This is a genomic window from Solemya pervernicosa gill symbiont (assembly GCF_002020875.1).
Classification (GTDB): domain Bacteria; phylum Pseudomonadota; class Gammaproteobacteria.
In genome coordinates this window covers 53,634-78,052 of the sequence record NZ_MPRL01000004.1, presented here as the reverse complement: position 1 = coordinate 78,052, position 24,419 = coordinate 53,634, and the positions used below count along the sequence as shown (strand labels likewise).

Below are 24,419 nucleotides of genomic sequence, written 5' to 3'. Positions count from 1 at the left end.
GAAATACATTTGGTAATAAGGAGTTATCGCCCTTCCATATATAAAGGAGTAAGAATAAAGCCGCCTTATGGCAGCTAAAGATAATACTGTTTGGATTTCCCCCCCTGAATCATTATGGTAGACACCCTCCACAAGCCGGGTCATTGCGTCTACGCCTTACGACAGACAGCAACTTGAACAGCTTGGTGATGCGCTGAAGGTTGAAGTTATGGCCACAGCGGTGCGATCAGAAGCAGTGATTGGTCACACAAGAATTTAAGTCTTTATAAGACTCTAGAGTCCATCTTTCGGGGCCGCCTGTTAGATGGGTGTATAAAACTGCAGTTCAACGGAGAATAAAACATGCCTACATTCGTACGTACCGATAAATGCGATGGCTGCAAGGGTCAGGATAAGACCGCTTGCATGTACATCTGCCCGCACAACCTGATGAAACTCGATATGGACGGTTCTGAAACCGGCCACGCAATGAAGTCTTTCAATCAGGAACCTGAGCAGTGCTGGGAGTGCTACTCCTGCGTTAAGATTTGCCCACAGCAGGCAATCGAAGCTCGTCACTACGCTGACGTTGTTCCTCTTGGTGGTTCAGTACAGCCACTGCGTGGTTCTGATTCCATTATGTGGACCATCAAGTTCCGTAACGGCACCATGAAGCGCTTTAAGTTCCCGATCCGTACGACCCCTGAAGGTTCTATCGATCCTTACGGCGGCAAGGCTGACGCTGACATGTCTAAGATCGAAGAGCCCGGCTTCTTCAATCACAACGAGCAGAATGGCTACCGCGCTGGCGATCCCAGCGAGCTGATCTGTAAGTAAGCCGCGTCGAACAAATCTACAAGAGGAATTTAGAAATGGCAGAATTTGGAAATCCTGAGGTCGTTGAAGAAACAGTAGACGTCCTAATGATTGGTGGCGGTATGGCTAACTGTGGCGCCGCTTACGAAATCATGAAGTGGGCTGAAGGCACTAACCTGAACATCAAGCTGGTCGATAAGGCAGCTATGGACCGCTCTGGCGCGGTTGCACAGGGTCTTTCAGCAATCAACACCTACATCGGTTCTGAGCAGGATCCTGCGGACTACGCTCGCATGGTCTCTAACGATCTGATGGGTATCACCCGTGATGACCTCGCGTACGACCTCGGTCGTCACGTTGATGAGTCGGTTCACCTGTTCGAAGAGTGGGGTCTGCCAATCTGGAAGACCGACGAGAACGGTGAGCGTCATGACGGTTCTAAGGGTATGACTTCACTTAAGGACGGCGGCAAGCCAGTACGTTCTGGTAAGTGGCAGATCATGATCAACGGTGAGTCATACAAGTGGATCGTTGCTGAGGCTGCTAAGAAGGCACTCGGTATGGACCGCATTCAGGAGCGTGTCTTCATCGTTAAGCTGATTAACGACAAGAACGATCCTAGCCGTATCGCTGGCGCTGCTGGCTTCTCCGTACGTGAGCACAAGGTATACGTCTTCAAGGCAAAGGCTATCCTGCTGGCCGCTGGTGGTTGTGTAAACATCTTCCGCCCACGTTCAGTTGGTGAGGGCACCGGTCGTGCCTGGTACCCTGTATGGAACGCTGGTTCTACCTACTCAATGGCTGCTGAGGCAGGCGCTGAGCTGACCCTGATGGAGAACCGCTTCGTACCGACCCGCTTTAAGGACGGTTACGGTCCTGTTGGCGCATGGTTCCTGCTGTTTAAGTCACAGGCTACCAACGCTATCGGCGAGACCTACATGACCCGCAACAAGGAGATGCTCGACGACTATCCTCCTTACGGTCAGGCTGCTGTTCCTGCTTCATGTCTGCGTAATCACCTTATGCTCAAGGAGATGAAGGAAGGCCGTGGTCCTATCTGGATGGACACCGTCACCGCGCTGGGCAACCTGCGTGAGACTCTCTCTCCTCGTGAGGTTAAGCACCTTGAGGCAGAGGCATGGGAAGACTTCCTCGACATGTGTGTTGGCCAGTGTGGTATCTGGGTTGGTGAGAACATCGAGCCTGAGAAGAAGAACTCAGAGCTGATGCCTACCGAACCCTACCTCCTCGGTTCACACTCTGGTTGCTGCGGCATCTGGACCTCTGGTCCTACCGACGTAGGCGCGCCTACCGACGAGACCGAGGCTGGCGTTCCTGACCACCTGCCTTCAGGCTGGAACTGGGGCTACCGTGGAATGACCACCGTTAAGGGTCTGTTCACCGCAGGTGACGGCGTTGGCGCATCTGGTCATAAGTTCTCCTCTGGCTCACACGCCGAGGGCCGTATGGCAGCCAAGGCAATGGTCAAGTACTGCCTGGACAATGCAGACTTCACTCCTGAGCTGGACACCTCTACTGAGGATCTGGTGAATGAGATTCTGCGTCCGGTTAAGACCTTCCTTGAGCACAAGGATTACTCAACCGCTATCGACGTTAACCCTAACTACATCACTCCTAAGATGCTGCAGTTCCGTCTGCAGAAGATCATGGATGAGTACGTTGCTGGTGTTGCTACCTACTACACCACCAACGAGCACATGATGAAGGTTGCTGGTGAGAAGCTGGACATGCTGAAGGAAGACTCTGAGAAGCTGCGTGCTAAGGACCTGCACGAGCTGCTACGTGCTTGGGAGAACTATCACCGCATCCTGACTGCAGAAGCTCACCTGAAGCACATCGAGTTCCGTCAGGAGTCTCGTTACCCTGGTTTCTACTATCGTGCAGACAAGAACTTTGTCGACGAAGAGAACTGGCACTGCTTCGTTAACTCTATCTATGACAAAGAGACTGGTAAGTGGACCTGCTTCAAGCGCGCTCACGTTGATCTCGTAGATAAGTCTAAGCTGTTCAAGTAAGCATTACTTGAGTCGCAAATGACGAAAAAGTCCGGGTACCGAAAGGTGCCCGGATTTTTTATTTCTATGCCTTTAAAAAGAAAGGGTTATAGAAACATAGAGTTATGACCCTCCGAGGGGTTATAATCACAGATTCCGTTCCATGGTGGACCTTTCTGGTCGGCCATTTGTTTAAAGGAAATCGCTAGTAATTAGGATTTTCGTTTGAGAGTAAGGCGTACGAAGCGCAGCGACTGAGGCATATCAGTTCGACAGGCGAGGAAGTGCGTACCGCACAACGCCGCTATCAGACGAAAAGAGTATTAATAGAATTTCCGCAAGTTGTTCGAGGTCTAGTTATGAGTCTCATCGAAGATTCCCCATTTGATACAAGCCCGGTTGCTCCGGTTGAATACAGCCCTGATTCTGAAATAAGTTTCAGATGCCACAAGGGTGTTGATTGCTGGAATGCCTGTTGCCGCCAGATCGATATCACCCTGACTCCCTACGATATCGTGCGTCTAAAGAATCGACTCGGCATGAGCTCTGAGGAGTTTCTGAAGAAATATACCGCACCGTTCGAGTTTGATCGCCACGGCGTTCCCGGTATCAAGATGCGCACTCAGGAAGATGCACCGGTCTGTCTCTTTATGGACGAGGTTGATGGTTGTACCGTCTACGAAGATCGCCCCACCAGTTGTCGTTACTACCCGGTTGGTCTGCTCTCCAAGCGTAACGAGAAGGAGTACACCGACCGTACGGGTTATGTGCTGGTTGAAGAGGAGCACTGCCATGGTCACAGAGAGGATCGCAAGATCACTATTGGTGACTACCGCAAGGATCAGGGTGTTGAGGTCTTTGATGAGGAGGCGCGCCCATGGCGTCAGCTGCTGTTGAAGAAGCTCTCTTCCGGTCCAACTATCGGAAAGCCTTCGCCACAGAGCCTTTCGCTCTTCTTTATGGCCTGTTACAACCACGATAAATTCCGTGAGTTTGTTAATGCGCCTTCGTTTACGACTATGTTTGATATCAGTGACGAAGAGATGAAGAGACTCAACGAGGATGATGTTGCGTTGATGCACTTCGGCTTCAAGTTCCTCGCGCAGGTGCTGTTTGGCGAGCAGAGTATTCCGCTTAAAGAGGGTGCTGCTGACAAGCGAACTGAAGAGCGTAAAGAGACCTGGGAGCTGCGTCGCGAGGCTGAGGCTGAGATCCATCGCGCCAAGCAGGAGCAGGCGGAAAAGGACACGCTTTAACTACTCGATTGCTCTACGCAATGAGAGGCCGTCCAGTTGGACGGCCTTTTTTATGCGTAACGCTAAAGTCTAATTCCTCTACTACTGTGACGCGGATACAATAGAGTGCATCTCGTCTGGGTTCGGGCTTATATATGTCTATAGATCTGTTGATAATCATCTTGTTGATGCTGGTGCTGTTGCTCCTGCTGCACCTGTTACGACGCCTGGAAGAGGCGCAGCAGCAGAATGAGCAGGTACACACCGAGCTTGATGAGAAGATCGAGCGTGAGCGTGACAACCTCTTCGCCCAGCTTGAGGCCTACAACTCACTGCGCGACCGTCTCGATCTTCGCAAGGGTATGCCCTTTACCAAGTCGTGGTCGGCGGCACCCGATTTTCTGCAGTTGATCGTCAACCACGCACTGGCCGAAAAACCGCAGGTTATCTTTGAGTGCAGTAGCGGCCTCACCTCACTGATGCTGGCACGCTGCTGTCAGTTAAACGGAGCGGGGCATCTTTTCAGTCTGGAGAATGGTGAGGAGTATGCGGCAAAGAGTCGTGCCGAGATCGACCGCTATGAGTTGACCGATTTTGCTGATGTGGTCTATGCGCCGCTTGAAGGAACCGAGGTTAACGGTGATCTCTATCAGTGGTATGCCCAGGATGGGATTCCAGATGCCGCGATCGATATGTTGGTGATCGATGGTCCGCCAGGCTTTATTCAGCGCTATTCACGTTTTCCCGCGTTACCGCTGCTCTACGACAAGCTGGCCGACGGTTGTGTTATCTATATGGATGATGCGGCGCGAGAGGATGAGCTGGAGATAATTGAGATGTGGAAACGGCTCTATCCAAAGCTGGAACATCGTTACCTGAAAACCGAACGCGGCTGTTCGGTGGTGGTGATCAGGAAGTAGTTATTCACCTGAAGCGTTATGGCTGATATCCCACTCGGCCAGCGCCGCATCGAGATTCCCTTCTGCGCCGATACGCTCCCAGAACGTTTTGAAATCCTCTTTGGCGTTCTCGAGTCTAAATGCCATGCGTTTTGATTTGTCCTTGAGGAAAAGCTCGATATTGCTCTCAATGGTCTCGATGTAGTCGTGTGCAATATCGTGCGATTGCTGTTCGTTTCTCCCTTCAAGCAGGACTCCTTCGCGATACGCCTTCATAATGCCGTAGCTCTCTCGTTTGGCGAAGCTGGAAGCTGTCGCATCGATATTACGGCTCAGGTGGACATAGAAGGCCTCATCACCATAGCGTTTATCGAGTCGGCCCAGAATCCATGAGAGGCGATTGTCGGCTTCAATATGGTTGTCACTATAGGCGAGGCGTTGATCTCCGATCAGCTGTGAACGGGACTCGTGGTCAGAGCTGTAGTTTCTGATGTGGCCGCATGCCTTAATGAAGGTGGTCGAGCCACAGCGGCCTGTATTGAGCACAAAGATATTCATGTGCTAGCAAGCCCTTCGAGTGCGGAGCGCCAGCTGATTCTGTCCCACTCATAGCCGCTCAGCGCTATCTGAATCTCTTTGTAACGTTGGTGAAGATGGCGGGTGTCGTTAATTAATCGATAACCTTCGGCGTTAGTTCCGAAGTTATGATCGATATTGTCGATGAATCGCGTCATGTTGCTCAGCGTGGCTGTGTTGGGCTGGTCGTTCCACCAGTGGGCTGGATCGTGTGTAAGCGCCTTTAGCTGTTCAATACGATGAATGATTTGTTGATGTTTTGTGGTGTATAGCGACTGCATATGGGCGCCAGTCTGTTCTATCTGCTCACCAATTATCTTGGGCAATACGGGCGTGTCTGGAAAGCCCTGCTTGCAAAGAGCCTCCATAGTGAAGAGCATTACGTCACCGAAGAACTGCCGTTCAAATTCAGCAGACAGGTCGACGCGCTGATCGTTGCGATCAATGCCGGGGCGAAACTCAGACTCACCCAATTCATCTACTGTGCGTTTGTGCAGCATCGGTAGATTGGCTGAGACGAATTGAGTGTCGATTGAGGCCTTGAGCATGCGTCCAAGTGTGGGGCCTGCCATGCGCAGCTTAAGCGTGGCAAAGGGGATAAACCACTCTAATGCCTGTGGCTTGAAGATGTAGTTGCCGGTATAGATTGTTCTGGCAGGTTTGATGCTTTCAAACAGTGGTTCGAACTCGTAGAGACTTTTGCGTGTTGGGTGCTCACCATCGAAGAAGCGGTTGAGCTTGTCACTGAAGTCGTTAAGGCAGTCGCTGTGGTCGTGCTCACCCTTCAGAGTGCAGTAGTAGCGGTAGCTATCGGCCGCAGGTTTAAAGCCGAACAGGTCAGCCATGTCATGATAGGCAGCATCATCGGCCCGCTGTAGCTCATCATGGAAGGTGCAGCTATCTGAAGGATTCCGTATTGAGAGTTGATGGAGTGAGGCGATTAGATCCTCGAGAAAATTACCGGCCATCACTGAGGGTGAAACGGGCGGATCACCGACCACCTTGCCGGTGAGGATGGTGGCATCGGTTTCGCTAAAGATGCGATCTAGCTGATAGAGATAGTTGATGGCATAGAGTGGCCGCTCCCCCTCCGCCTGCTCAACGGTGACCTTGAACTCCTGATCGCTATCAATGAAGTAGAAGAGCGGTTTCTCCAGTTGCAGCGCCAGTTCATTAAGCTTCAGGTAAGCGATGTTCCGCGTGATCGAGGCGCCCTTATGGAAGAAGGCGTCGGGTGTGTTGGCACCGACAACATTGATCAGAGCGACACGCTCATGTTCTGACATATTTGCAAGCGTTGATTGCTGCTCAGTCTGTCCGAAATAGATCGTTGTAATGCCTAGCTGGTTATACTGTTCGGCAATCTTTTGATGCTCATCAATCGAGTCCTGCTCGCGACTGTCATCGGCAATGACGACTGTGAGCTTGTTGTAATGCCCCTCATGTTTGCCGCCGTAGTGATAGAGGCTACAGAGGGCATGAATACTCCCCAGGCAGTTGCGCAGGTGTTGTGGTCGATCAGCGACGGGAATGGTGATAACAAAGTGGTGGCGATGGTCGTCACCCCGAATTGCAATGAGCTGTTCGAGTAGCTGAAATAGCTTATGGTAGCTAGCTATTAATGTGTCGTTAGGTGTTGTGTCCCAGATGGCAGCTTCGAGTGGTTCGAGTGACGAAGATAATGCCTCTATCGTTGCTGAGATTGATTCTGTCTGGGTGAGTTTGATCGACTCAGCCAGAGCCAGTGCGTGACTGAGTACGGTGACGGATTCAAACTGCACAGAGAGTGTGCGCAGTGCACTGAGGTCGAGTTCACCCATGATGCAAAGCCGTTAACGTCTCGATGAGTAGTTGGGAAAGACGTTCTTGTCGATCACGATCTCGATCAGGTTAATCGTTCCGCGAAGATCGGTGGTGCTAAACAGTGCGTCGATATCGCTGTTCTGCTCAATTCGCTGATGGTTAATACCAAAGGAGCGAGCGAGGTAGGCGTAGTCGGGATTGTTAAAGTCGCAATTGATAAAGCGCTGTTCATACTGCTGGTGCTGATTCTTGCGAATCAGTCCCATGCTCTCGTTGTTGAACATCACGATGTTGAGCGGCTTGTTGTAGTTCACCGCTGTCATGATCTCCATGCAGCACATCTGGAAACCACCATCGCCAAGAATGGCGAACATCGGCACCTCTCGATAGAAGCTAGCTCCGATGGCAGCGGGGATCGCATGGCCGAGTGAAGAGATGCCGGAGTTGGGGTAGTAGCGGTTGGCGCTGGTCACATTGAAGAAGTTCTGCGCGAAGATGATGTTGTCATCAAAGACCACGGCATCCGTCGGAAAATGCGACTCGAGCTGGGAGAAGAAGTGCTCAACCAGTGAGAAGCCTGATTGGAAGACAGAGTAGCTCTTCTCTGAGGAGTCCTTGAGCTGTACGATGCTCTGCTCACGTAGGCCGCTGGTCTCGCAGTAGATGCCGCGCTGGGCAAGTTTGTTGAGTACGCCAGTTAAGGTGGTCTTGATATCACCATTGATCGCGACCTCGGCAGTAAAGACCTTCTCTAGCTGCTCCTGGTCGCTATCGACCTGGGCGATCTTGCACCCCTTGAGAAGTTTTTCGTCCCAGAGGTAGCTGGTGCGTTCATTGAATCCAGCGCCCAGCACTACAATCAGGTCTGCCTTCTCAGTAATGTACTTATACGCATGACCACTGGAAGTGACACCGAGGCTGCCGAGTGAGAGCGGAGACTGCTCGCTGATAATGCCCTTCGCCTTGAGGCTGGTAGTGACGGGGATTTTCAGCTGTTCACTAAGTCGAGATATCTCATCGTGAGCATTTGCACTGATCGCACCATAACCGGCAACGATGACAGGGTTGTCTGCACTCACAATCAGGTCGGTTAGTGTATCGACCTGCGGAGACTCCTCGTAGACAGTGTGGGCAGGGCGGTCAAACTTGATCTGATCGAGAATAGAGTCATTGACCAGCTCCTTCTGCACGTTATAGGGAAAGCTGAGTAGCACCGGCCCAGGGCAGGGTGAGAGCAGTCGCTTGGTTGCCTGGGTCAGTACCTGTGCCAGATAGTCGGTGCGTTCGATAATGCGGTTGTAGCGGGTGATGCCCTTAAATAGCGAGACCTGATCGATGCTGCCGCCTTCGCCCGAACTCTCCTGCAGCCCGCCCTTGCCAAAGATATGGGTCGGCGTCTCTCCAGTAATCACAAGAATGGGCTGCTTATCGGCATAGGCGTTGGCGATGCCGGTAACCAGGTTGGTTGCACCCGGGCCAGCAGTGGCGATACAGGCGGAGACCTTGCCGGAGTCCCGTGCATAACCGCCGGCCATGAAGGCCGCACCCTGCTCGTGTTTAACTAATACACTCTCGATATCAGAGGTATAGAGAGCGTCGTAGACAGGCAGGATGTGCGCACCCGGCATGCCAAAGATCACCTCTATACCGAGGCGCTCCAGATATCTAACAATCAGTTCACTGACTTTAATCTTCATAAGAGATGAGTGCCAGGTGGTTCCTGTGCTTCGCCAACCTTTTGTAGGGCGTAAGAAAAAATGAGTGGTTCATTATACAGAGTGTGATTTATAGAGGGAGTGGTTTAGGTGATGGGCTGCGTAGAATGAGAGTGAGCAATGTCGCAACGTTTTGAAGACAATAATTAAAGTAGGTGATAGTTAAATAATCCCCCTATTGGTACCACCAAGAAAGGGGACGAATGACCTTCTTAGTGAGTAGTCAGGGCGTGCGTAAAGGGTAGGGGTCTCTGTATTCGAGATGTTGTTGCGTTAGATCAATTACTGGGTTGGACTGATCATTTAGTTTCTAGGGCATTTTCCATCCGTACGGTTACTAGCGAAAAGCTCAAGAGGTTCAATATGGTCAGCACGCAGAAGAAGTTTGATAGCGCATCCACTCCCTTTAGTCTCGATAATGATGATCTCTACCAACGCTGGCGTGATCAGAAGCTAGAGGGCTATCCCAAGGGGTTGGGTGATCTGTTGGTTGAAATCAATGATCCACGCAAGCTCACTGAGAGTGAACATGCGGCGCTGCTCTCTCGCTGCCAAAAAGCGAATATGGCGCTCTATGTCAGTAACACGGGTACCGATACCGATCCTGAAATTCCGTTGACCATGGCGCGTCGTTTCGGGTTGCAGTATCTGAATAAAAACTGGCTTGCTGACGAGTCTGGCCTTACCTCGCTGACGGTTCGAGGTGATGGTGTTCGACAGGATTACATCCCCTTCAGTAATCGTGCGATTAACTGGCATACCGATGGTTATTACAATCAGGCATCAAAACAGATTCATGCGCTGAACCTTCACGTTACCCAACAGGCTGCGAGTGGCGGTGAGAACGCGCTAATGGATCATGAGATCGCCTATATTCTGCTGCGTGAAAAGAACCCTGAATATATCCGAGCCTTGATGGGGGCAAATGCGATGACCATTCCGGCCCGAATCGATGAAGGTGGTACTGTGGCGCGTCAAGAAGAGCCGGGGCCGGTATTTAGTATCATGCCATCGGGTGATCTGCATATGCGCTACACAATCCGTGTCAATAATGTCATGTGGGCAGATGACGAGGTTAGTCGTGAGGCGTTGGCCTTTCTCGAAGAGCTGCTGAATAGTGACTCACCCTATATCTACCGAGGTCGTTTGGAGTCAGGGATGGGGCTTGTGAGTAATAATGTACTGCATGACCGCGCAGCGTTCAGTGACGATGCGGATCATAAGCGCCACTATTACCGTGCGCGCTATTTTGATCGTCTGGCTGGTACCAGCATCTCAGATATATACGCGCTTTGATGTAACGGTGCCGTTACTCGGTTAGATAGAAAGAGCCCCTCATTGAGGGGCTTTTTTATTTGGCCATATGTAGCGGCTTTGCAGACATCTCGGATAAACAAGTAATTGAGTGAATTGAGTTGGAAGAAGTGTTTTGAGTTGTTAAATATAAGGCTGTTAAAGAAACTCAATAAGCAGTGGGTGATAAATTATTTCCCTATGTTAGATAAAGCTTGCTGCGTAGTTGAGAATAAGGCCGACCCAAAAACTGATGCATGGGTGAGATGATGGTCTGGACTATGTTTCGAGAGTTTCATAAACAGGCAAAACAAATTATCGGCTCTGATGTTTTAACGCACAAACCAGAAGAAAGTACGATAAGCACTCTTGAGGAAAGCTATAGGAACAATCTTAATATTGAGGGATGGATGCCGGAATGTGGCGCATACGAAGGTTTGTCAGTTAATGCCTAACAATAAGCCCATGGGGGATGTTGGTGGTTCACATTAGTTCGTTCTGTTGTTCTCGTGCTATGCCATGAACGGGTAATGCTGCATTTTACCTGTTCTATTGGGAGTATAATGCCACTATTTAACACCCATTGAGCTGATATTCCTATGAGTAATGAGATCAATTACAAGAGTAACCCCCTGCACGGGGTTGGTTTGAAAAGTGTATTGACTGAGATAATTGATCAGTACGGTTTTGAGATTCTCTTTGCCTATTTAAATATCAACTGTTTTAAGACAAATCCAAGTATTGAGTCCAGTGTGAAGTTTCTGAAAAAAACGGATTGGGCGCGTGAAAAAGTAGAAGCCTTCTATTTGTATGATTATAAAAACTTACCTAGAGCGTCTTCTGAACAGTTTTTGCTGCCCCCAAGGGAGCGGGTTATTCCAGAAGGCCAATCACCGGGTGAGCCTAAAGAGCTAAGTTTGGAAGATGCTGTGCGGTTGCAAGAGAAGCGTGCAAAAAAAGCAGCTGAACGAGATCAGCGGGTAGTGCGGCGCCCTGCAAAAGGTGTCGACCCATGGGGTGGTTGGAATGAAAAAACTAAGCGGTGATGGTACGGGTAGACGCCAGACGATGGCGATCACGGGGGGCTGAGCGTGCTACGTTAGTGTACATATTTCTGCAAAGTGGTTTCATGTCCATCGGATAACACGGGAAGTCACCTTGCGGGCATTAACTTTTACACACGAGAACCTACTAATGGCCCAAATAAAAAAGCCCCTCCGAGGAGGGGCTTTTTTGTGCTGCTAGATAGTGCCGCTGTTACTTGTTGGCAATATCTTCCAGCTGCTTGGCGCGGATCATCTGTCCATCGAGAGCAGCATCCTTGGCGTTGCGGCCGAAGGCGACTGACATCAGGGTGGAGTAGTAGACGACCGGGATGTTGAAGTTGGTGCCGTGGTCCTTGTTGATCTGACCCTGGTAGACCTCAACGTTCATCTGGCAGACGGGGCAGGGGGTGACGATCATGTCAGCACCGCCATCGTAGGCCGACTCGATGATGTCCTTGACCAGTGCCTGTGACTTCTGAGGCTCTGAGAACATCAGCGCGCCACCACAGCAAGAGACCTTCTTGTCGTAGTTGACTACGGCGTCTGCACCAACGGTTTCGATCATCTTATCGAGATACTTGGGATTCTCGTAAGACTCACCATCGATACCGAACGGACGGTTGGTCTGACAGCCGACGTATCCGGCGATCTTGAGGCCCTCGAGAGGGCGTTTAACCTTCTCAGCGATCTCGTTATAGCCAACGTCTTCGATCAGCACTTCAACCATGTGGCGGGTCTTAGGCATCTCGGTAGCGATTTCGATACCGATCTCGCCGAGGGCAGCGTTGACGCCCGTGCGTACCTTCTCGCTATCCTCGATGCGCTCTTTAGCCTCGCGGGTAGCCAGCCAGCAAGCGGCACAGGTCGCAACGATGTCCTGCTGGCCGTGGGCCTGCTGAGACTGTGCGATGTTACGCGCTGAGAGGCTGATACGGGGCAGCTCACCACCACCGCCGTAACCGATTGAAGCACCACAACAGTTCCAGTCTGGAATGTCGTTGAGCTGGATGTCGAGCTCCTCACAGATGGTCTGGGTAGACTTCTGGTAGTTGACCGAGGAGGCCTTGGACTGTGATGAACAGCCCGGGTAGAAGGAATATTCGTATTTAGCCATTTTCTATCTCTCCTCAGCCTTTGAACTCGGCAGTGTTACTCTCTTCGATCTCTTTGGCCTTGGCGAGCATCTTCTTGATGTCGCTGGCGCCCTTGCAGCTGTGGCCACCAAAGATTTCGAATGGGTTCAGACGGCCTGTCTTCATCATGCCAAGACCAACATCCTTCATCTTCAGAGCGGTCTTGATACCTTCACCAAAGCCGTTCATGAAATAGAGGGATAGGCCGAGCTTGAGCTCGTTGACGCGTCCTGTCTTGGTCAGGTTGTCCCAGAAGAGCTGGGAGAACTTAACGGTCGGTTGCTCCTTGGGAGCGAGGCCGAGACGCTTACCGTAGTGTGCCAGGCCGTGCATGATGTGGGTGATCGGCAGGCCGCGTGGGCAGCGAGCGATACAGTTGTAACAGGATGTACACATCCACATGGAGGAGCTAGAAAGCACCTCTTCACGCTTGTTGGCGCGGATCATCATGAAGAGCTCCTGGGGCGGATGCTCCCAGTTGTTCTCCATCGGGCATGAGCCCGAGCAGACGCCGCACTGCATGCACATCTTGACCCAGTCACCTTCCTCGACATTCGCCTCAACTTCTTTGAGGAAGGAGCTGCGATATTTCTCTACCATCGCGGTATTCATGTCACTCATGATCTCTCTCCTTTAGAACTTGAACGGGCTCATGCCGATCTTCTCGATGGTCTCTTCCATCTCGTTGATCAACTGAGGGATGCGCTGGGTATCGGTGATCGATACTTCGTAGGTGGCAACACGCTCCTGCTCCAGGTTGAGCGACTGGAGTGTGTCGTCGATCTTGCTCATACGATAGTGAGCCATCTCAGAACCCTTAACGAAGTGACACTGATAGTTGTCGCCCTTCTGACAACCCATCAGCATGATGCCGTCGTAGCCGCTGTTGAGTGCGTCGGTCACCCAGATGGTGTTGACCGAGCCGAGGCAGCGAACCGGGATAACACGGGCAAATGAGCTGTACTCGGTACGGTTCATTGCGGCCATGTCCAGTGCTGGGTAGGCATCGTTCTCACAGGCGAGGACCAGGATACGTGGCTTCTCGTCGAACTCGTCAGGCATATCAACGTTCTTGAGCTGCTGACCGACGGTCTCGACCGAGTAGTTCTCGAAGGAGATAACGCGAACCGGGCAGGCACCCATGCAGGTACCGCAACGGCGGCAGCGTGACTCGTTGTACTGCGGGTAGCCCTTCTCGTCCTCGTTGATGGCGCCGAAGGGGCACTCAACGGTACAGCGCTTACACTGGGTACAACCTTCGATACGGAAGGTTGGGAAGCTGAGGTCACCAGAGCGAGGGTGCGCTGCGCGACCCTGTGAGGCGTTCTCGCAGGCCTGAATCGCCTTCAGTGCGGCACCGGTAGCATCTTCCTGCGCCTGCTGCATATCCATTGGACGACGTACAGGACCGGCAGCATAGATGCCGGTACGACGGGTCTCGTAAGGGAAGCAGATAAAGTGCGAATCAGAGAAACCGTGCTTGAGGTGCGGCAGGTCAGTACCCTGACGGTAGTCGAGGTTCAGAACCGAAGGTGGAGCAACCTCAACCTTCGCCTGTAGCTCGGCAACCAGTGACTCATCTTCAGCCTCTTCAGCCGCCTTCAGGTCCTGTGCCAGATACGGATCAGGTCCATTGTTAGGCACCATGCCGGTAGCCAGGACAACGATATCGGCACCGATGGTGCAATCCTCATTGAGGATCATATCCTTGTACTTAACCTCAAGACCGCCGCCTGCTGAAACAACTTCAGAGACCTCGCCCTTGGAGAAGGAGACACCTGCCTCCTGACCGCCGCGGTAGAAGTCCTCACCACCGGCACCCGGGGTGCGCAGATCGGTGAAGATAACGGTTGCATCGGCACCCGCCTCTTTGGCGTAACGAGCCTGTTTGATCGAGGTCAGACAGCAGTGACCAGAACAGTAAGGGAGGTGACCCTCTTTCTCGCTGCGCTGACCGGCACACTGTACAAAGACAGCGTTGCTGATCTCTTTGCCGTCGGAAGGACGCTTGATAGCGCCACCGTTGGCCTCTTTAACCAGCTTCTCAAAGGTGAGCTGATCGACAACGTCGGGGCTCTGGCCACCACCAAGTTCAGGGAGCTTGTTGATGTCATAGGTATTGAAGCCGGTCGCCTGGATGATAGAGCCGGTGGTAACGGTGTTGGTCGCGCCGCTCTCGGTTGAAACCTCAACCTCAAAACGACCCGGTGCACCCGAGGTTTTGGTAACGCTGCTGTTGAGGTGAACGCTGATGTTGCCGTCTGCCTCAATGGCGGCGGCCATCTCTGCGATACCGGTATCGGCCATTTCATTATAAGGGGCCTTGGCAGGAACGCGCTTGACCAGCTGGCCAGCGACACCACCGAGTGCGCCACTTTTCTCGATCAGGTCGACCTTGTAGCCAGCCTTCGATGCTTCGATGGCTGCGGTCATGCCGGAAATTCCGCCACCGACAACCAGCAGCTCGCGGGTCAGCTCTTGCTCACCGCTGGCTGCAGGGATCTTCATGCTCTTCGACTCGGCACAGGCCATGCGAATGTAGTCGTCGGCCATCTCCTGAGTCAGCTCACGAGCCTCGTCGGTATCGGGACGAACCCAGATGACACCCTCACGCAGGTTAGCACGAGAGATGGTGACGTTTTCAAAGTTGAATGCTTCAGTCTTGGCACGACGTGAACAGGCACCGATAACAAGGTGGTTAACACCCTCATTGTCGATGTCGTTCTGGATCATCGCTACGCCCTCTGCATTACAGAGGAAGGGATGCTCCTTGGCGAGTGCCGCCTTACCATCGCGCGTGGCGGTGGTTGCCAGCTGGCCAGAGTCCAGGCGATCGCCCAGCTCACAGCCCTGACAGATATATGCTCCGATCTTCATATCAGACACTGTTTAACCCTCCGTTCCAGCAGCTTTGTTGACGACCTGAATCGCACGCAGCGCAGCGGCTGTGGCGTTCTGGGCGGCACGGTTGACGTCAAGTGCATCCGAAGAGCAACCTGCGCCGAAGATGCCACCGTTGGCCTCGTCAAGCTCAAGGAAACCGTGTTCGTTGATCTTGGTCTCTACAGGGAAGATTCCCTCAGGGACAGTCGATTCCATACCGGTCGCCAGTACCACGAGATCGTGCTCGGTCTCGTAGCGGTGGTAACCCTCGGTGTCTACACCGCGCAGCTTCAGATTGTCGTTCTCCTTGTTGCGAACAATGTTGGCAACCTTGGATTTGACGAAGCTGACGTTCTCATCGTCCTTAACCGCACGATGGAAGTCGTCGAGACGGTCAATGGCGCGGATGTCGATGTAGTAGATGGTCGACTTGGCATCATTCTGCTGCTCGGCCACGTAGGTGGTCTGCTTTAGAGAGGCCATGCAGCAGATGCGCGAGCAGTGCTTGAGGTGGTTGTGGTCACGAGAACCGGCGCACTGGATAAAGGCGATTTTCTTCGCCTCGGCACCATCTGAAGGACGCAGGATCTTGCCGCCAGTCGGGCCTTCAGGAACCATCATGCGCTCGAGCTCAACGTTGGTGATAACGTTCTCGAAACGATCGTAGCCGTAGGGCTGGATCTTGTTCGCATCGTATGGCTTCCATCCGGTTGCCCAGATGACTGCTCCGACGTTCAGCTCAAGGCTCTCTTCCCGCATCTCAAGGTCAACGGCGTCGTACTTACACGCCTCTTTGGCCTTGTTGCCATCATCGGTACCGATGATGGCAGGGTCGAGTGTATAGCGCTGAGGATAGGCGTGGTTATGGGTGAGGTAAGCACCCTTACGCTTCTTCATGCCGTAGTTGTGATCGTCGTCGAACTCTGCCTCGACCGCGTCGCCACAGGCGCCACAGGCAGTGCAGTTTTCGTTGACGTAGCGTGGGGCGACCTTGACGGTAACAGTGTAGTTACCTGCTTCCCCTGCTACTGACTCTACGTCCGCCATGGTGATGAGACGAAGATTCTTGTTCGCCTTGAGGCGACGCAGCTGAATCTCCACACCACAGGTGGGGTAGCAGAGTTTAGGGAAGTATTTGTATAGCTGGCTGACACGACCGCCGACGGTGGGCTTTTTCTCTAGCAGGATAACCTGCTTGCCGCACTCGGCCGCTTCAAGGGCCGCCGTCAGGCCGCTGATACCGCCACCCACGACCAGTATGGTCTGGTTGGTTGCGATGACCTCCGACATGGTATTCCTCCGTTCCGGATGATTTGAAAATGATTGGATGCAGTGCCAGGTAGATCTGTTGACCTAAAGACACTGCGCCGGGAATCTGCGGTCCGTTGGTGAAAAGACACGCTGATCCCCAGAATCACGAACCGTGAACGATACTCCGTCTCTACATGGGGTGCCAGCTTCTGAGATGAAAAGAGGTATCGAATTTTCCAATAGAGAAATAGATTGGCTATATAGCTACGCGCTACTAGGGTATTGATTATTAACCAACTTTGGCGCGTGGTTATTCCCGCTCTTTGGGTGGGGTAGCTACTTCGGCAGGGTTGTGCTGGTGCATATATATAAGGTGCGTTGCAGCATCTCCGCTGGGGTGGGGTATGATTCTCGCTCAGGTGTTGCAGAGTGCCGGTCGCTCCGTTAGGTTTTAGAGCGAACTGAGAACAATAATCAAAAAATTCCACGGCTTGTAGTGACAGTGTGCATAACGAAAATCTAAAATCCGGTCTGGTCGCCTGTCATGAGTGCGATCTCCTGCATGAGATCTGTGAGGTGCCGCACCACGGTCGCGCCCACTGCACCCGCTGTGGTGCCGAGCTCTATCGCCATATTCCAAACGGTCTCGACAAGATGCTGGCGCTACAGCTTGCGGCACTGCTGCTGTTTCTAATCGCCAACCTGTTCCCTTTCCTCTCCCTCGAATTTGGTGGTCGTGGAGAGCAGATGCTACTTGCCTCCGCCTCTTTTAAGTTTTTCAGCGCCGGGATGGAGGGGCTGGGGGTGCTGGTCTTTCTTACCAGTGTGCTCTTCCCGCTGATGACTATCGGCGGCATGGTCTACATTCTATTGCCGATTCGACTCGGGTATCGGCCACCGTGGATGTCGCAGGTCTATCGGGTGGTTCGTGTTGTGGCGCCCTGGAGTCTGCTCGGTGTCTTCATGCTCGGCGTGTTGGTCTCGTTTGTGAAGCTGCTCGATATGGCAACGGTGATTCCCGGTGTAGCGCTCTACGCCTTTGCCGCGCTGCTGCTGGTGACGACTATGGCACGTTATATCCACGATGAGTCGGTGATCTGGCCGCTGGTCGGTCACGATGTGGGAGAACGAGTGTTGAGCGGCAGCGCCAGTGAGCATGGGCTATTGCACTGCCATATCTGCGGGCTGCTGAGTGAAGGGCCGGCAGAGGATGAGCATCATGAGCATTGTCAGCGCTGCGGCAGCCAGCTCCATAGTCGTAAGCGTGAGAGTGTGGCGCGTACCTGGGCGCTGATTGCGACTGCAACCATTCTGTTTATTCCGGCTAATGTCTACCCGGTGATGACCATTACTCAGCTCGGCAGCAGTGATTCGAGTACGATTCTGGGTGGTGTGGTGAAGCTGATCGAGAGTGGTATGTGGCCGCTCGCGCTACTGGTCTTTTTTGCCAGTATAGTAGTGCCTGGATTGAAACTGATCGTGCTTACGTTACTGCTGGTGACGGTGCAGCGCGGTTCGCTGTGGCGACTGCGGGATCGCACTACGCTCTACCGTCTTACCGAGGCGGTTGGCAGCTGGTCGATGGTCGATGTCTTTCTGGTGGCGGTACTGGCGGCACTGGTCGATCTCGACGCACTTTCGACCATCAGCCCCGAGGTCGGGGTGAACTTTTTTGCAGCGGTGGTGGTGGTGACGATTGTGGCGGCGCAGAGTTTCGATCCACGACTGATATGGGATAGTGATGAGCGAAGTGGGAGAAAAGAGCTTGAGTAGCGAGCGCGAAGGAGCGCAGGGCGCGCCCAGCCCAAAGATAAAACAGCGTACGGGTCTCTCGGTGGTCTGGTTGGTGCCGTTGATTGCGGCGCTGATCGGCGGCTGGCTGGTGGTGAAGACACTCACCGATCAGGGACCACAGATCACCATCTCCTTTGAGACGGCTGAGGGAATCGAGCCGGGCAAGACGCTGATCAAATATAAAAATGTGCAGATCGGTCTGGTCGAGTCGCTGCAGTTTAGTGACGACTTCTCTCAAGTGACACTCACCGCCAATCTTTCCAAGGAGGCGGCCTCATTCCTGAAACGTGATACCCGCTTCTGGGTGGTGCGGCCACGTCTCGATATGCGCGGTGTCTCCGGGCTCGGTACCCTGGTCTCTGGTGCCTACATAGAGATCGAGCCGGGACGCGGTGCCGACCGACGCCACTTTATCGGTCTAGAGAATCCACCGGTAGTGCGCGAGGGAGATGAGGGCAAGAAGGTGGTGCTGGTCACCGAGAAGCTCGGCTCCATTGGCCAGGGCTCGCCGGTCTACTACCAGGGTCTCGAGGCGGGCGAGGTGCTCGGTTACGAGCTGGCCAACGACAAACGCAGCGTCTTTATCCACGCCTTTATCAAGGCCCCCTTCGACAAGCTGATACATGGCAATACCCGCTTCTGGAATGTGAGTGGCCTCGATATTTCGGCCGACGCCTCCGGTTTCCGCGTGCGAACCGAATCACTCACGTCACTGCTCTATGGCGGCATCGCCTTCGACACACCCGATGGTGGCGAGGTGATGGAGGAGGGGCTCGACGGACTGGTCTTCACCCTCTTTGGTGGTTTCGACAAGATTGAGGAGTATGCCTATACGAAGAAGGTGCGCTTTGTGCTCTTCTTCGACCGCTCGGTGCGTGGGCTGGCAATCGGTGCGCCAGTTGAGTTCAAGGGAATCAAGGTCGGCTCGGTGATCGATGTACGACTTGAGTTCGACACTAACGACGCCACCTTCCACATTCCGGTCACCATTGAGATTGAACCGGAACGGGTCATCGAGCGTGGTGGTGAGGCCTCCACGCCGATACAGATGTTGCAGACACTGGTCGAACGGGGCCTGCGGGCACGACTGCAGACTGGCAGTCTGCTGACCGGCCAGCTCTTTGTTGAGCTCGACATGTTCCCCGGTTCACCCCTCAAGCTCTCAGGTGAGGGCGGTAAGGTGGCCGAGCTGCCAACCCTGCCGGGTGAGTTCGATGAGATCGCCGCATCGGTGAAGGGTATTCTGGTCAAGTTCGAGCAGCTCGATCTTGAGTCGATCGCCAGTGAGCTGGAGCAGACCCTGGCCGGTGCGAACAAGTTGATCAACTCCGATGAGGTTGGCGGTGTGGTTTCCGATGCCAAGACCGCACTGGAAATACTGCGTGGCTTGTTGCAAAAGATCGATAAGCACGCCGAGCCGATGGTCGGCAATCTCGATCAGACCATCGTCGCTGCACGCGATGCAATGAAGAAGCTTGAAGTGACGATTGAGCATGTCGATGGCGTGGTCAAACCGGGTTCACCGACCCTTTATCGTGTCGATCAGATGGCCGAAGAGCTGGCAGAGATGGCACGCTCGATTCGTATCCTGGTCGACCTGCTGGAGCGTGATCCGCAGTCGGTACTGTTTGGTAAAGGGAGAACGGAGTAGTCACCGTGATCCGCTGGGAGATAACAATGTCTAGTTTCTACAGAAATAGCCTGTTGGGCCTGTTGCTGGCAGCGCTGGTTGGCTGCGGCGGATCGACGCTGCCGCATCGCTACTACGTGATCAATGCTGCACCGGCTGAGGCAGCCAGTGAGGTGGTTAACAAACAGCGGGTGCTGCAGGTGGGTTCTCTGCGCCTGCCGCAATATCTCGATCGACCGCAGCTGGTGACGCGCCACTCCGGTAATCGCCTGGCGATGGCCGAACATCATCAATGGGGCGGTAATCTGCGCAAGGATATGATCCGCGTGCTGGCCAAAAACCTCTCCATCATGCTCGAGACACCGCACCTCTATATTGCGCCGCAGCAGCCGAGCGGAAGGCTCGATGTGCGTATCGATGTAGAGGTGATGTCGTTTGAACGTGAGGCCGATGGACAGGTCGCCATCACCGCACAGTGGCGTCTGATCAGTGGTGACGGTAGCGAGATCGAGACTCGCTTCACCAGCCATAAGAGCCCGGTACTGCTCTCCGAAGAGGATTACGAGGGCACGGTGGCGCAGATGAGTCGGGTCTTCTCCGCTATGAGTAGAGAGATCGCCAATGCGATCATTGCGGACGCAGATTAACACCAGCCAGGCTGCCGGGGTGGCCGTCACGTGAGCGTGCGGCCACTGCTTGCGCTACTGCTGTTGGTGTTCACCAGCAGTGGTCTGCTCTATGCGGCTGAGCCGAGTGGGGCGGAGATCATGCAGGGTGCCCGTGAGCGTCACGACCACTTCCCCTACACCTTTGAACGCCAGAGCATGATCCTGGTTGATGCCAACGGCAGTCGCAATGTGCGCCGGATGCGCCGATTTACCCGCATCGAGGATGATGGTCAGCTTAACCATCTGCTGGTATTCGACTACCCGCGCGAGATTGCCGGAGTGGCGCTACGCCTGCGTCGGTTCCCCGATGGAAAGGTGGAGAACGATCTTTACCTGCCAGCCTACGGTGCGCAGCTCAAAGAGAGTGCCGCACATAGTCGTGGTGCGACCTTCCTCGGTTCCGACTTTACTGTGCGTGATCTTACCCCCGAGGTGATTGAGGATTATCACTACCGGCGCGAGGATGATCTGGTCATCGATGATATTGAACACTTCGTGGTGGAGGCGACGCCGAAGGGGCAGGCGATCGCGTTGGCGACCGGATACGGTATGCGACGACTCTTTATCCGTAAGGAGAATCTGTTTCCGATACGGATCGACTACTACGATCGCCATGAACGGCTCTTCAAGCGCGAGACGCGCCACGATATACGTCAGGTTGATGGAAAGATGTGGCGCTCGAACATGATCCTGATGGAAAACTTTCGCAAGCAGCATCGCTCATTGATCAAGATCGATCACCGCATCTTCTCCATCGACTATGTACCCGAGACTCATTTTGAAGACGCATGGGTATTGGAGAATCGTCATCTACCCGGTGCTGATCTGACGCAGCCGGCTGCCACAGATGAAACGAGCAATAGTGCGAGCGAACAGAATAATAACGAACCGGGTTCAGAACCCGTTGAGTAGATAGGGAGCGCAGAGTGTTCAACAGATTACTGATGGTCGGTGTTAACTACCGCATGGCATCACTGCTATTTCTGGTGTTGGTCACAGCGGTCAGTGCATTGGGGTTACAAAAACTGCGAGTCGAAACCGACTTTAGCAGTCTGATCGCGGCCAACGATCCGAAGAAGATGATGTATGACCAGGTGGCGGCGGAGTTCGGCTCCGATAACCGTTCGCTGATCTATGTGCGTGATGTACAGCTCTGGACGCCTGAAAAGCTCGCCTCGCTGGAACGTCTCCACCGTGCGCTGGAGTCGCTCGATTTTGTTGAACGGGTTGAGGATCTCTTCACCCTGCGCTCGATTCGCGACAGCGATGGGGCGATCGATTCGCGTCTGTTGATCGCCGAGGCGCCCGAGAGTGAGGAGGATGCGCGCAGCGCCTACGAGAATGCCAGCTATAACCCGCTGATCCTCGGCAACTATCTCTCCAACGATGGTCGAGTGGTGGCGCTGATGGTGAGCGTGAAGGCGCCGCCCGATGAGCGCGGCTTCGATCATCGTGTAAATGGTGCGCTGGAGCAGATCGTAAACAATTGGAAGGGCGAGTTTGACGAGTTGTTCCAGGTCGGACCGCCACGTATCAATGCCGAGATGCAGGCGAGTCTCTACGATGACCTGGTGCTGCTGGCACCGCTCTCAATGGGGCTGCTGATCGTTACCATCGTACTGCTGCTACGCAGTTTTATGGCGGCAATTATTCCGGTGATCACCTCGATATTGAGCCTGGTCTGGGCCTTCGGTCTGATGGGGTGGTCTGATATTCCGATCAACATTCTTAGCGCAATGATCCCATCACTGGTGGTGGTTATCGGTTCGACCGAAGATACCCACATGATGGCGGCCTACTTCCAGGGTGTGTCAGAGAGTCGAGGGGATCGACGGGCGGCGACACGTTTTATGATGCGCCATATGGGCGTGCCGCTGCTGTTGACCATCCTCACCACCTCGCTCGGTTTTGTCAGTAACATTTTCAACGGTATTGGCTTGATCCAGGATTTCGCCATCGCCTCGGCAGTAGCGATTCTCGCCAACGGTGTGATCACGGTGTTGATGGTGCCGATGCTGCTCGACCGTATCGGACCACGCGGTAGTTCGGTGAACGATGAGAGTGGTCGAGTCGGTGGTCTACCGGGTGTGGTGGTACGACTGTTTGGTTTCTCCCAACAGCGTTTCTCCAGTGCCATTCTGGTACTGACCACGCTGCTATGTGCCTTCTTTATCTACCACGCCTCACAGCTACACGTGACCAATGATCCGCTCACCTACTTCCACAGCGATCGGCCACTGATCCAGGATGTAAATCGGGTGCAGCAGGACCTCTCCGGTATCAAGCTCTTCTTCGTCACTCTTGAATCGAAGGATGAACGCGCCTTTCTCGAGCCGAAAAATCTACGCCGTCTGACAGAGATACAGGAGTTTATCGAGGAACAGGGGGTGTTTGATCGAAGCGTTTCTCTGGCCGATCAGCTGAGTCTGGTCAATAGAGAATTCCATCGCGGCGACGAGGAGTATCGGGTAGTACCCAATACACGCGAATTGGTGGCCCAATATCTGCTCTTCTTCCACCGTAACGATCTACGTAGCTATGTGAGCAACGATTTCCGGCGTACCAACATTGTGGTGCGCCACAATGTCAGTGATTCGGCCACGCTCAACCGCAGTATCAAGGAGTTGGAGGCGGTGGCGGAGGATATTGCCGGCGGTGATATCAAGGCCTATGTGGTGGGTGAGAACCTGATGATCAATGAGTCGGCCGAGCTGCTGATGAGTGCGCAGGTTAAATCGCTTGGTCTGCTGCTGATCGCCATCTTCCTGATCATGTCGACGATGTTCACCTCCTTCATGGGTGGTGTGATCGCACTGATCCCGGCGATGATTCCGATCGTGTTGATGTTTGGTGTGATGGGGCTGTTCGATATCCCGCTCAATCCCGGTACCGCGATGGTGGCGGTGATTGCGATCGGTATCGCGGTCGATGGCACCATTCACCTCTTTTCGCGTTACAACGAGCTCTGTCGCCGCACCTCCGACTACGAGGAGGCGGTACGCCAAACGGTGAAAATGGAGGCGACCCCGGTGGTCACCACCAGCCTGGCGCTCTCGCTCGGTTTCGGTGTGCTACTGCTCTCCAACTTCACCCTGATCGCCCAGTTTGGTGCCCTCTCGGCGTTGACCATGCTCTTCTCGATCTTCGCCAATCTGCTGATCACACCGATCATCATGACCCGTGTACGCGTGGTGGCTCTGCACCAGATTATCGGTCTCTCGGCCTCAAAGGAGGTGCTGCAGGGGAGCCCGCTGTTCAAGGGTATGAGTGAGTATCAGATCCGCAAGGCGATCCTGATCTCCGAGATGCACGACTTTACCGAGGGCGAGATGGTGATTCGCCAGGGCGATGTCGGGCGCAGCATGTATCTGATCCTCTCGGGTGAAGCGGAGGTGCTACGGCGTGTCGGTGGAGATGAGCAGTGCGTGGCACAGCTCAAACCGGGCGAGGTGTTTGGTGAGATCGGCTTTGTACGCGAGACGACCCGCACCGCCGGGGTGCGCGCAGCGAGTGATCTGCACATGCTGCGCTTCGACTTTGAGAAGATCGGCAAGGATCTGAAGTACTTCCCCAACATCGTGGCCAAGATCAATTTCAATATCAGTTGCATCCTTGGCGAGCGGTTGGTCGATGTGATGGAATCGCAGGCAAAGCAGCAGAGCTCGCAGGACTGACTACTGGCC

At 53.7% G+C, this 24,419-nt stretch carries 19 protein-coding genes; 12 read left to right on the top strand and 7 right to left on the bottom strand.

What is annotated here, in order from left to right:
- The first annotated feature begins 342 nt into the window (after positions 1–342).
- The 4 genes from aprB to BOW52_RS02000 all read left to right on the top strand — a co-directional run bounded on the left by aprB (position 343) and on the right by BOW52_RS02000 (position 4,965).
- Positions 343–816: an adenylyl-sulfate reductase subunit beta gene (gene aprB / locus BOW52_RS02015; protein WP_078482415.1), complete on the top strand. Its 474-nt coding sequence runs from the start codon at positions 343–345 to the stop codon at positions 814–816.
- Positions 817–851: 35 nt separating this feature from the next.
- Complete coding sequence (gene aprA / locus BOW52_RS02010) at positions 852–2,831, top strand: adenylyl-sulfate reductase subunit alpha (protein WP_078482414.1); 1,980 nt, start codon at positions 852–854, stop codon at positions 2,829–2,831.
- A gap of 338 nt (positions 2,832–3,169) precedes the next feature.
- Positions 3,170–4,066, top strand: a complete 897-nt coding sequence (locus tag BOW52_RS02005; protein WP_078482413.1) for a YkgJ family cysteine cluster protein — start codon at positions 3,170–3,172, stop codon at positions 4,064–4,066.
- Between the two features lie 134 nt (positions 4,067–4,200).
- A complete protein-coding gene (locus BOW52_RS02000) occupies positions 4,201–4,965 on the top strand; it encodes a class I SAM-dependent methyltransferase (RefSeq protein ID WP_236725609.1) in 765 nt (254 codons plus the stop codon).
- Here the strand turns inward: BOW52_RS02000 and BOW52_RS01995 are convergent, their stop codons facing one another.
- The 3 genes from BOW52_RS01995 to BOW52_RS01985 are packed head-to-tail and all read right to left on the bottom strand — an operon-like array spanning position 4,966 to position 9,020.
- On the bottom strand, positions 4,966–5,502 hold the full coding sequence (locus BOW52_RS01995) for a hypothetical protein (RefSeq protein ID WP_078482412.1): 537 nt from the start codon (positions 5,500–5,502) through the stop codon (positions 4,966–4,968).
- Positions 5,499–7,340 (bottom strand): hypothetical protein, encoded by a 1,842-nt coding sequence (locus BOW52_RS01990; protein ID WP_078482411.1) that lies wholly within the window; start codon positions 7,338–7,340, stop codon positions 5,499–5,501. Before BOW52_RS01990 ends, BOW52_RS01995 begins: the two co-directional genes overlap by 4 nt.
- 12 nt (positions 7,341–7,352) lie before the next feature.
- Positions 7,353–9,020 carry a thiamine pyrophosphate-binding protein gene (locus BOW52_RS01985; protein WP_078482410.1) on the bottom strand — a complete coding sequence of 556 codons (1,668 nt, stop codon included), beginning with the start codon at positions 9,018–9,020 and terminating at the stop codon, positions 7,353–7,355.
- A 381-nt stretch (positions 9,021–9,401) separates the two neighbouring features.
- Here BOW52_RS01985 and BOW52_RS01980 point away from each other — a divergent pair, with 381 nt between their 5' ends.
- The 3 genes from BOW52_RS01980 (at position 9,402) to BOW52_RS01970 (ending at position 11,377) form a co-directional block, all read left to right on the top strand.
- Complete coding sequence (locus BOW52_RS01980; RefSeq protein ID WP_078482409.1) at positions 9,402–10,334, top strand: TauD/TfdA family dioxygenase; 933 nt, start codon at positions 9,402–9,404, stop codon at positions 10,332–10,334.
- Between the two features lie 254 nt (positions 10,335–10,588).
- Positions 10,589–10,786: a hypothetical protein gene (locus BOW52_RS01975; protein ID WP_078482408.1), complete on the top strand. Its 198-nt coding sequence runs from the start codon at positions 10,589–10,591 to the stop codon at positions 10,784–10,786.
- A 144-nt stretch (positions 10,787–10,930) separates the two neighbouring features.
- Positions 10,931–11,377 (top strand): VF530 family protein, encoded by a 447-nt coding sequence (locus BOW52_RS01970; RefSeq protein ID WP_078482407.1) that lies wholly within the window; start codon positions 10,931–10,933, stop codon positions 11,375–11,377.
- Positions 11,378–11,588: 211 nt separating this feature from the next.
- Here the strand turns inward: BOW52_RS01970 and BOW52_RS01965 are convergent, their stop codons facing one another.
- From BOW52_RS01965 to BOW52_RS01950, 4 genes are read right to left on the bottom strand one after another with little or no spacing between them, the layout of a single operon-like run.
- Entirely contained in the window at positions 11,589–12,491 is a 903-nt protein-coding gene (locus BOW52_RS01965) for a CoB--CoM heterodisulfide reductase iron-sulfur subunit B family protein (RefSeq protein ID WP_078482406.1), read from the bottom strand.
- Positions 12,492–12,504: 13 nt separating this feature from the next.
- Complete coding sequence (locus BOW52_RS01960; RefSeq protein WP_078482405.1) at positions 12,505–13,131, bottom strand: 4Fe-4S dicluster domain-containing protein; 627 nt, start codon at positions 13,129–13,131, stop codon at positions 12,505–12,507.
- Between the two features lie 12 nt (positions 13,132–13,143).
- Entirely contained in the window at positions 13,144–15,387 is a 2,244-nt protein-coding gene (locus BOW52_RS01955; RefSeq protein WP_172840068.1) for a hydrogenase iron-sulfur subunit, read from the bottom strand.
- 12 nt (positions 15,388–15,399) lie between these two features.
- Entirely contained in the window at positions 15,400–16,683 is a 1,284-nt protein-coding gene (locus BOW52_RS01950; protein WP_078482403.1) for an FAD-dependent oxidoreductase, read from the bottom strand.
- A gap of 465 nt (positions 16,684–17,148) precedes the next feature.
- Here BOW52_RS01950 and BOW52_RS01945 point away from each other — a divergent pair, with 465 nt between their 5' ends.
- The 5 genes from BOW52_RS01945 to BOW52_RS01925 are packed head-to-tail and all read left to right on the top strand — an operon-like array spanning position 17,149 to position 24,410.
- On the top strand, positions 17,149–18,417 hold the full coding sequence (locus BOW52_RS01945) for a paraquat-inducible protein A (RefSeq protein WP_236725608.1): 1,269 nt from the start codon (positions 17,149–17,151) through the stop codon (positions 18,415–18,417).
- Complete coding sequence (locus BOW52_RS01940; RefSeq protein ID WP_236725607.1) at positions 18,410–20,089, top strand: PqiB family protein; 1,680 nt, start codon at positions 18,410–18,412, stop codon at positions 20,087–20,089. Before BOW52_RS01945 ends, BOW52_RS01940 begins: the two co-directional genes overlap by 8 nt.
- A 26-nt stretch (positions 20,090–20,115) precedes the next feature.
- Complete coding sequence (locus BOW52_RS01935; RefSeq protein ID WP_078482401.1) at positions 20,116–20,715, top strand: PqiC family protein; 600 nt, start codon at positions 20,116–20,118, stop codon at positions 20,713–20,715.
- A gap of 30 nt (positions 20,716–20,745) precedes the next feature.
- Positions 20,746–21,648 carry an outer membrane lipoprotein-sorting protein gene (locus tag BOW52_RS01930; protein WP_078482400.1) on the top strand — a complete coding sequence of 301 codons (903 nt, stop codon included), beginning with the start codon at positions 20,746–20,748 and terminating at the stop codon, positions 21,646–21,648.
- 14 nt (positions 21,649–21,662) lie between these two features.
- Positions 21,663–24,410, top strand: coding sequence for an MMPL family transporter (locus BOW52_RS01925; RefSeq protein WP_135621934.1), 2,748 nt, complete (start codon positions 21,663–21,665; stop codon positions 24,408–24,410).
- Positions 24,411–24,419: the final 9 nt, after the last annotated feature.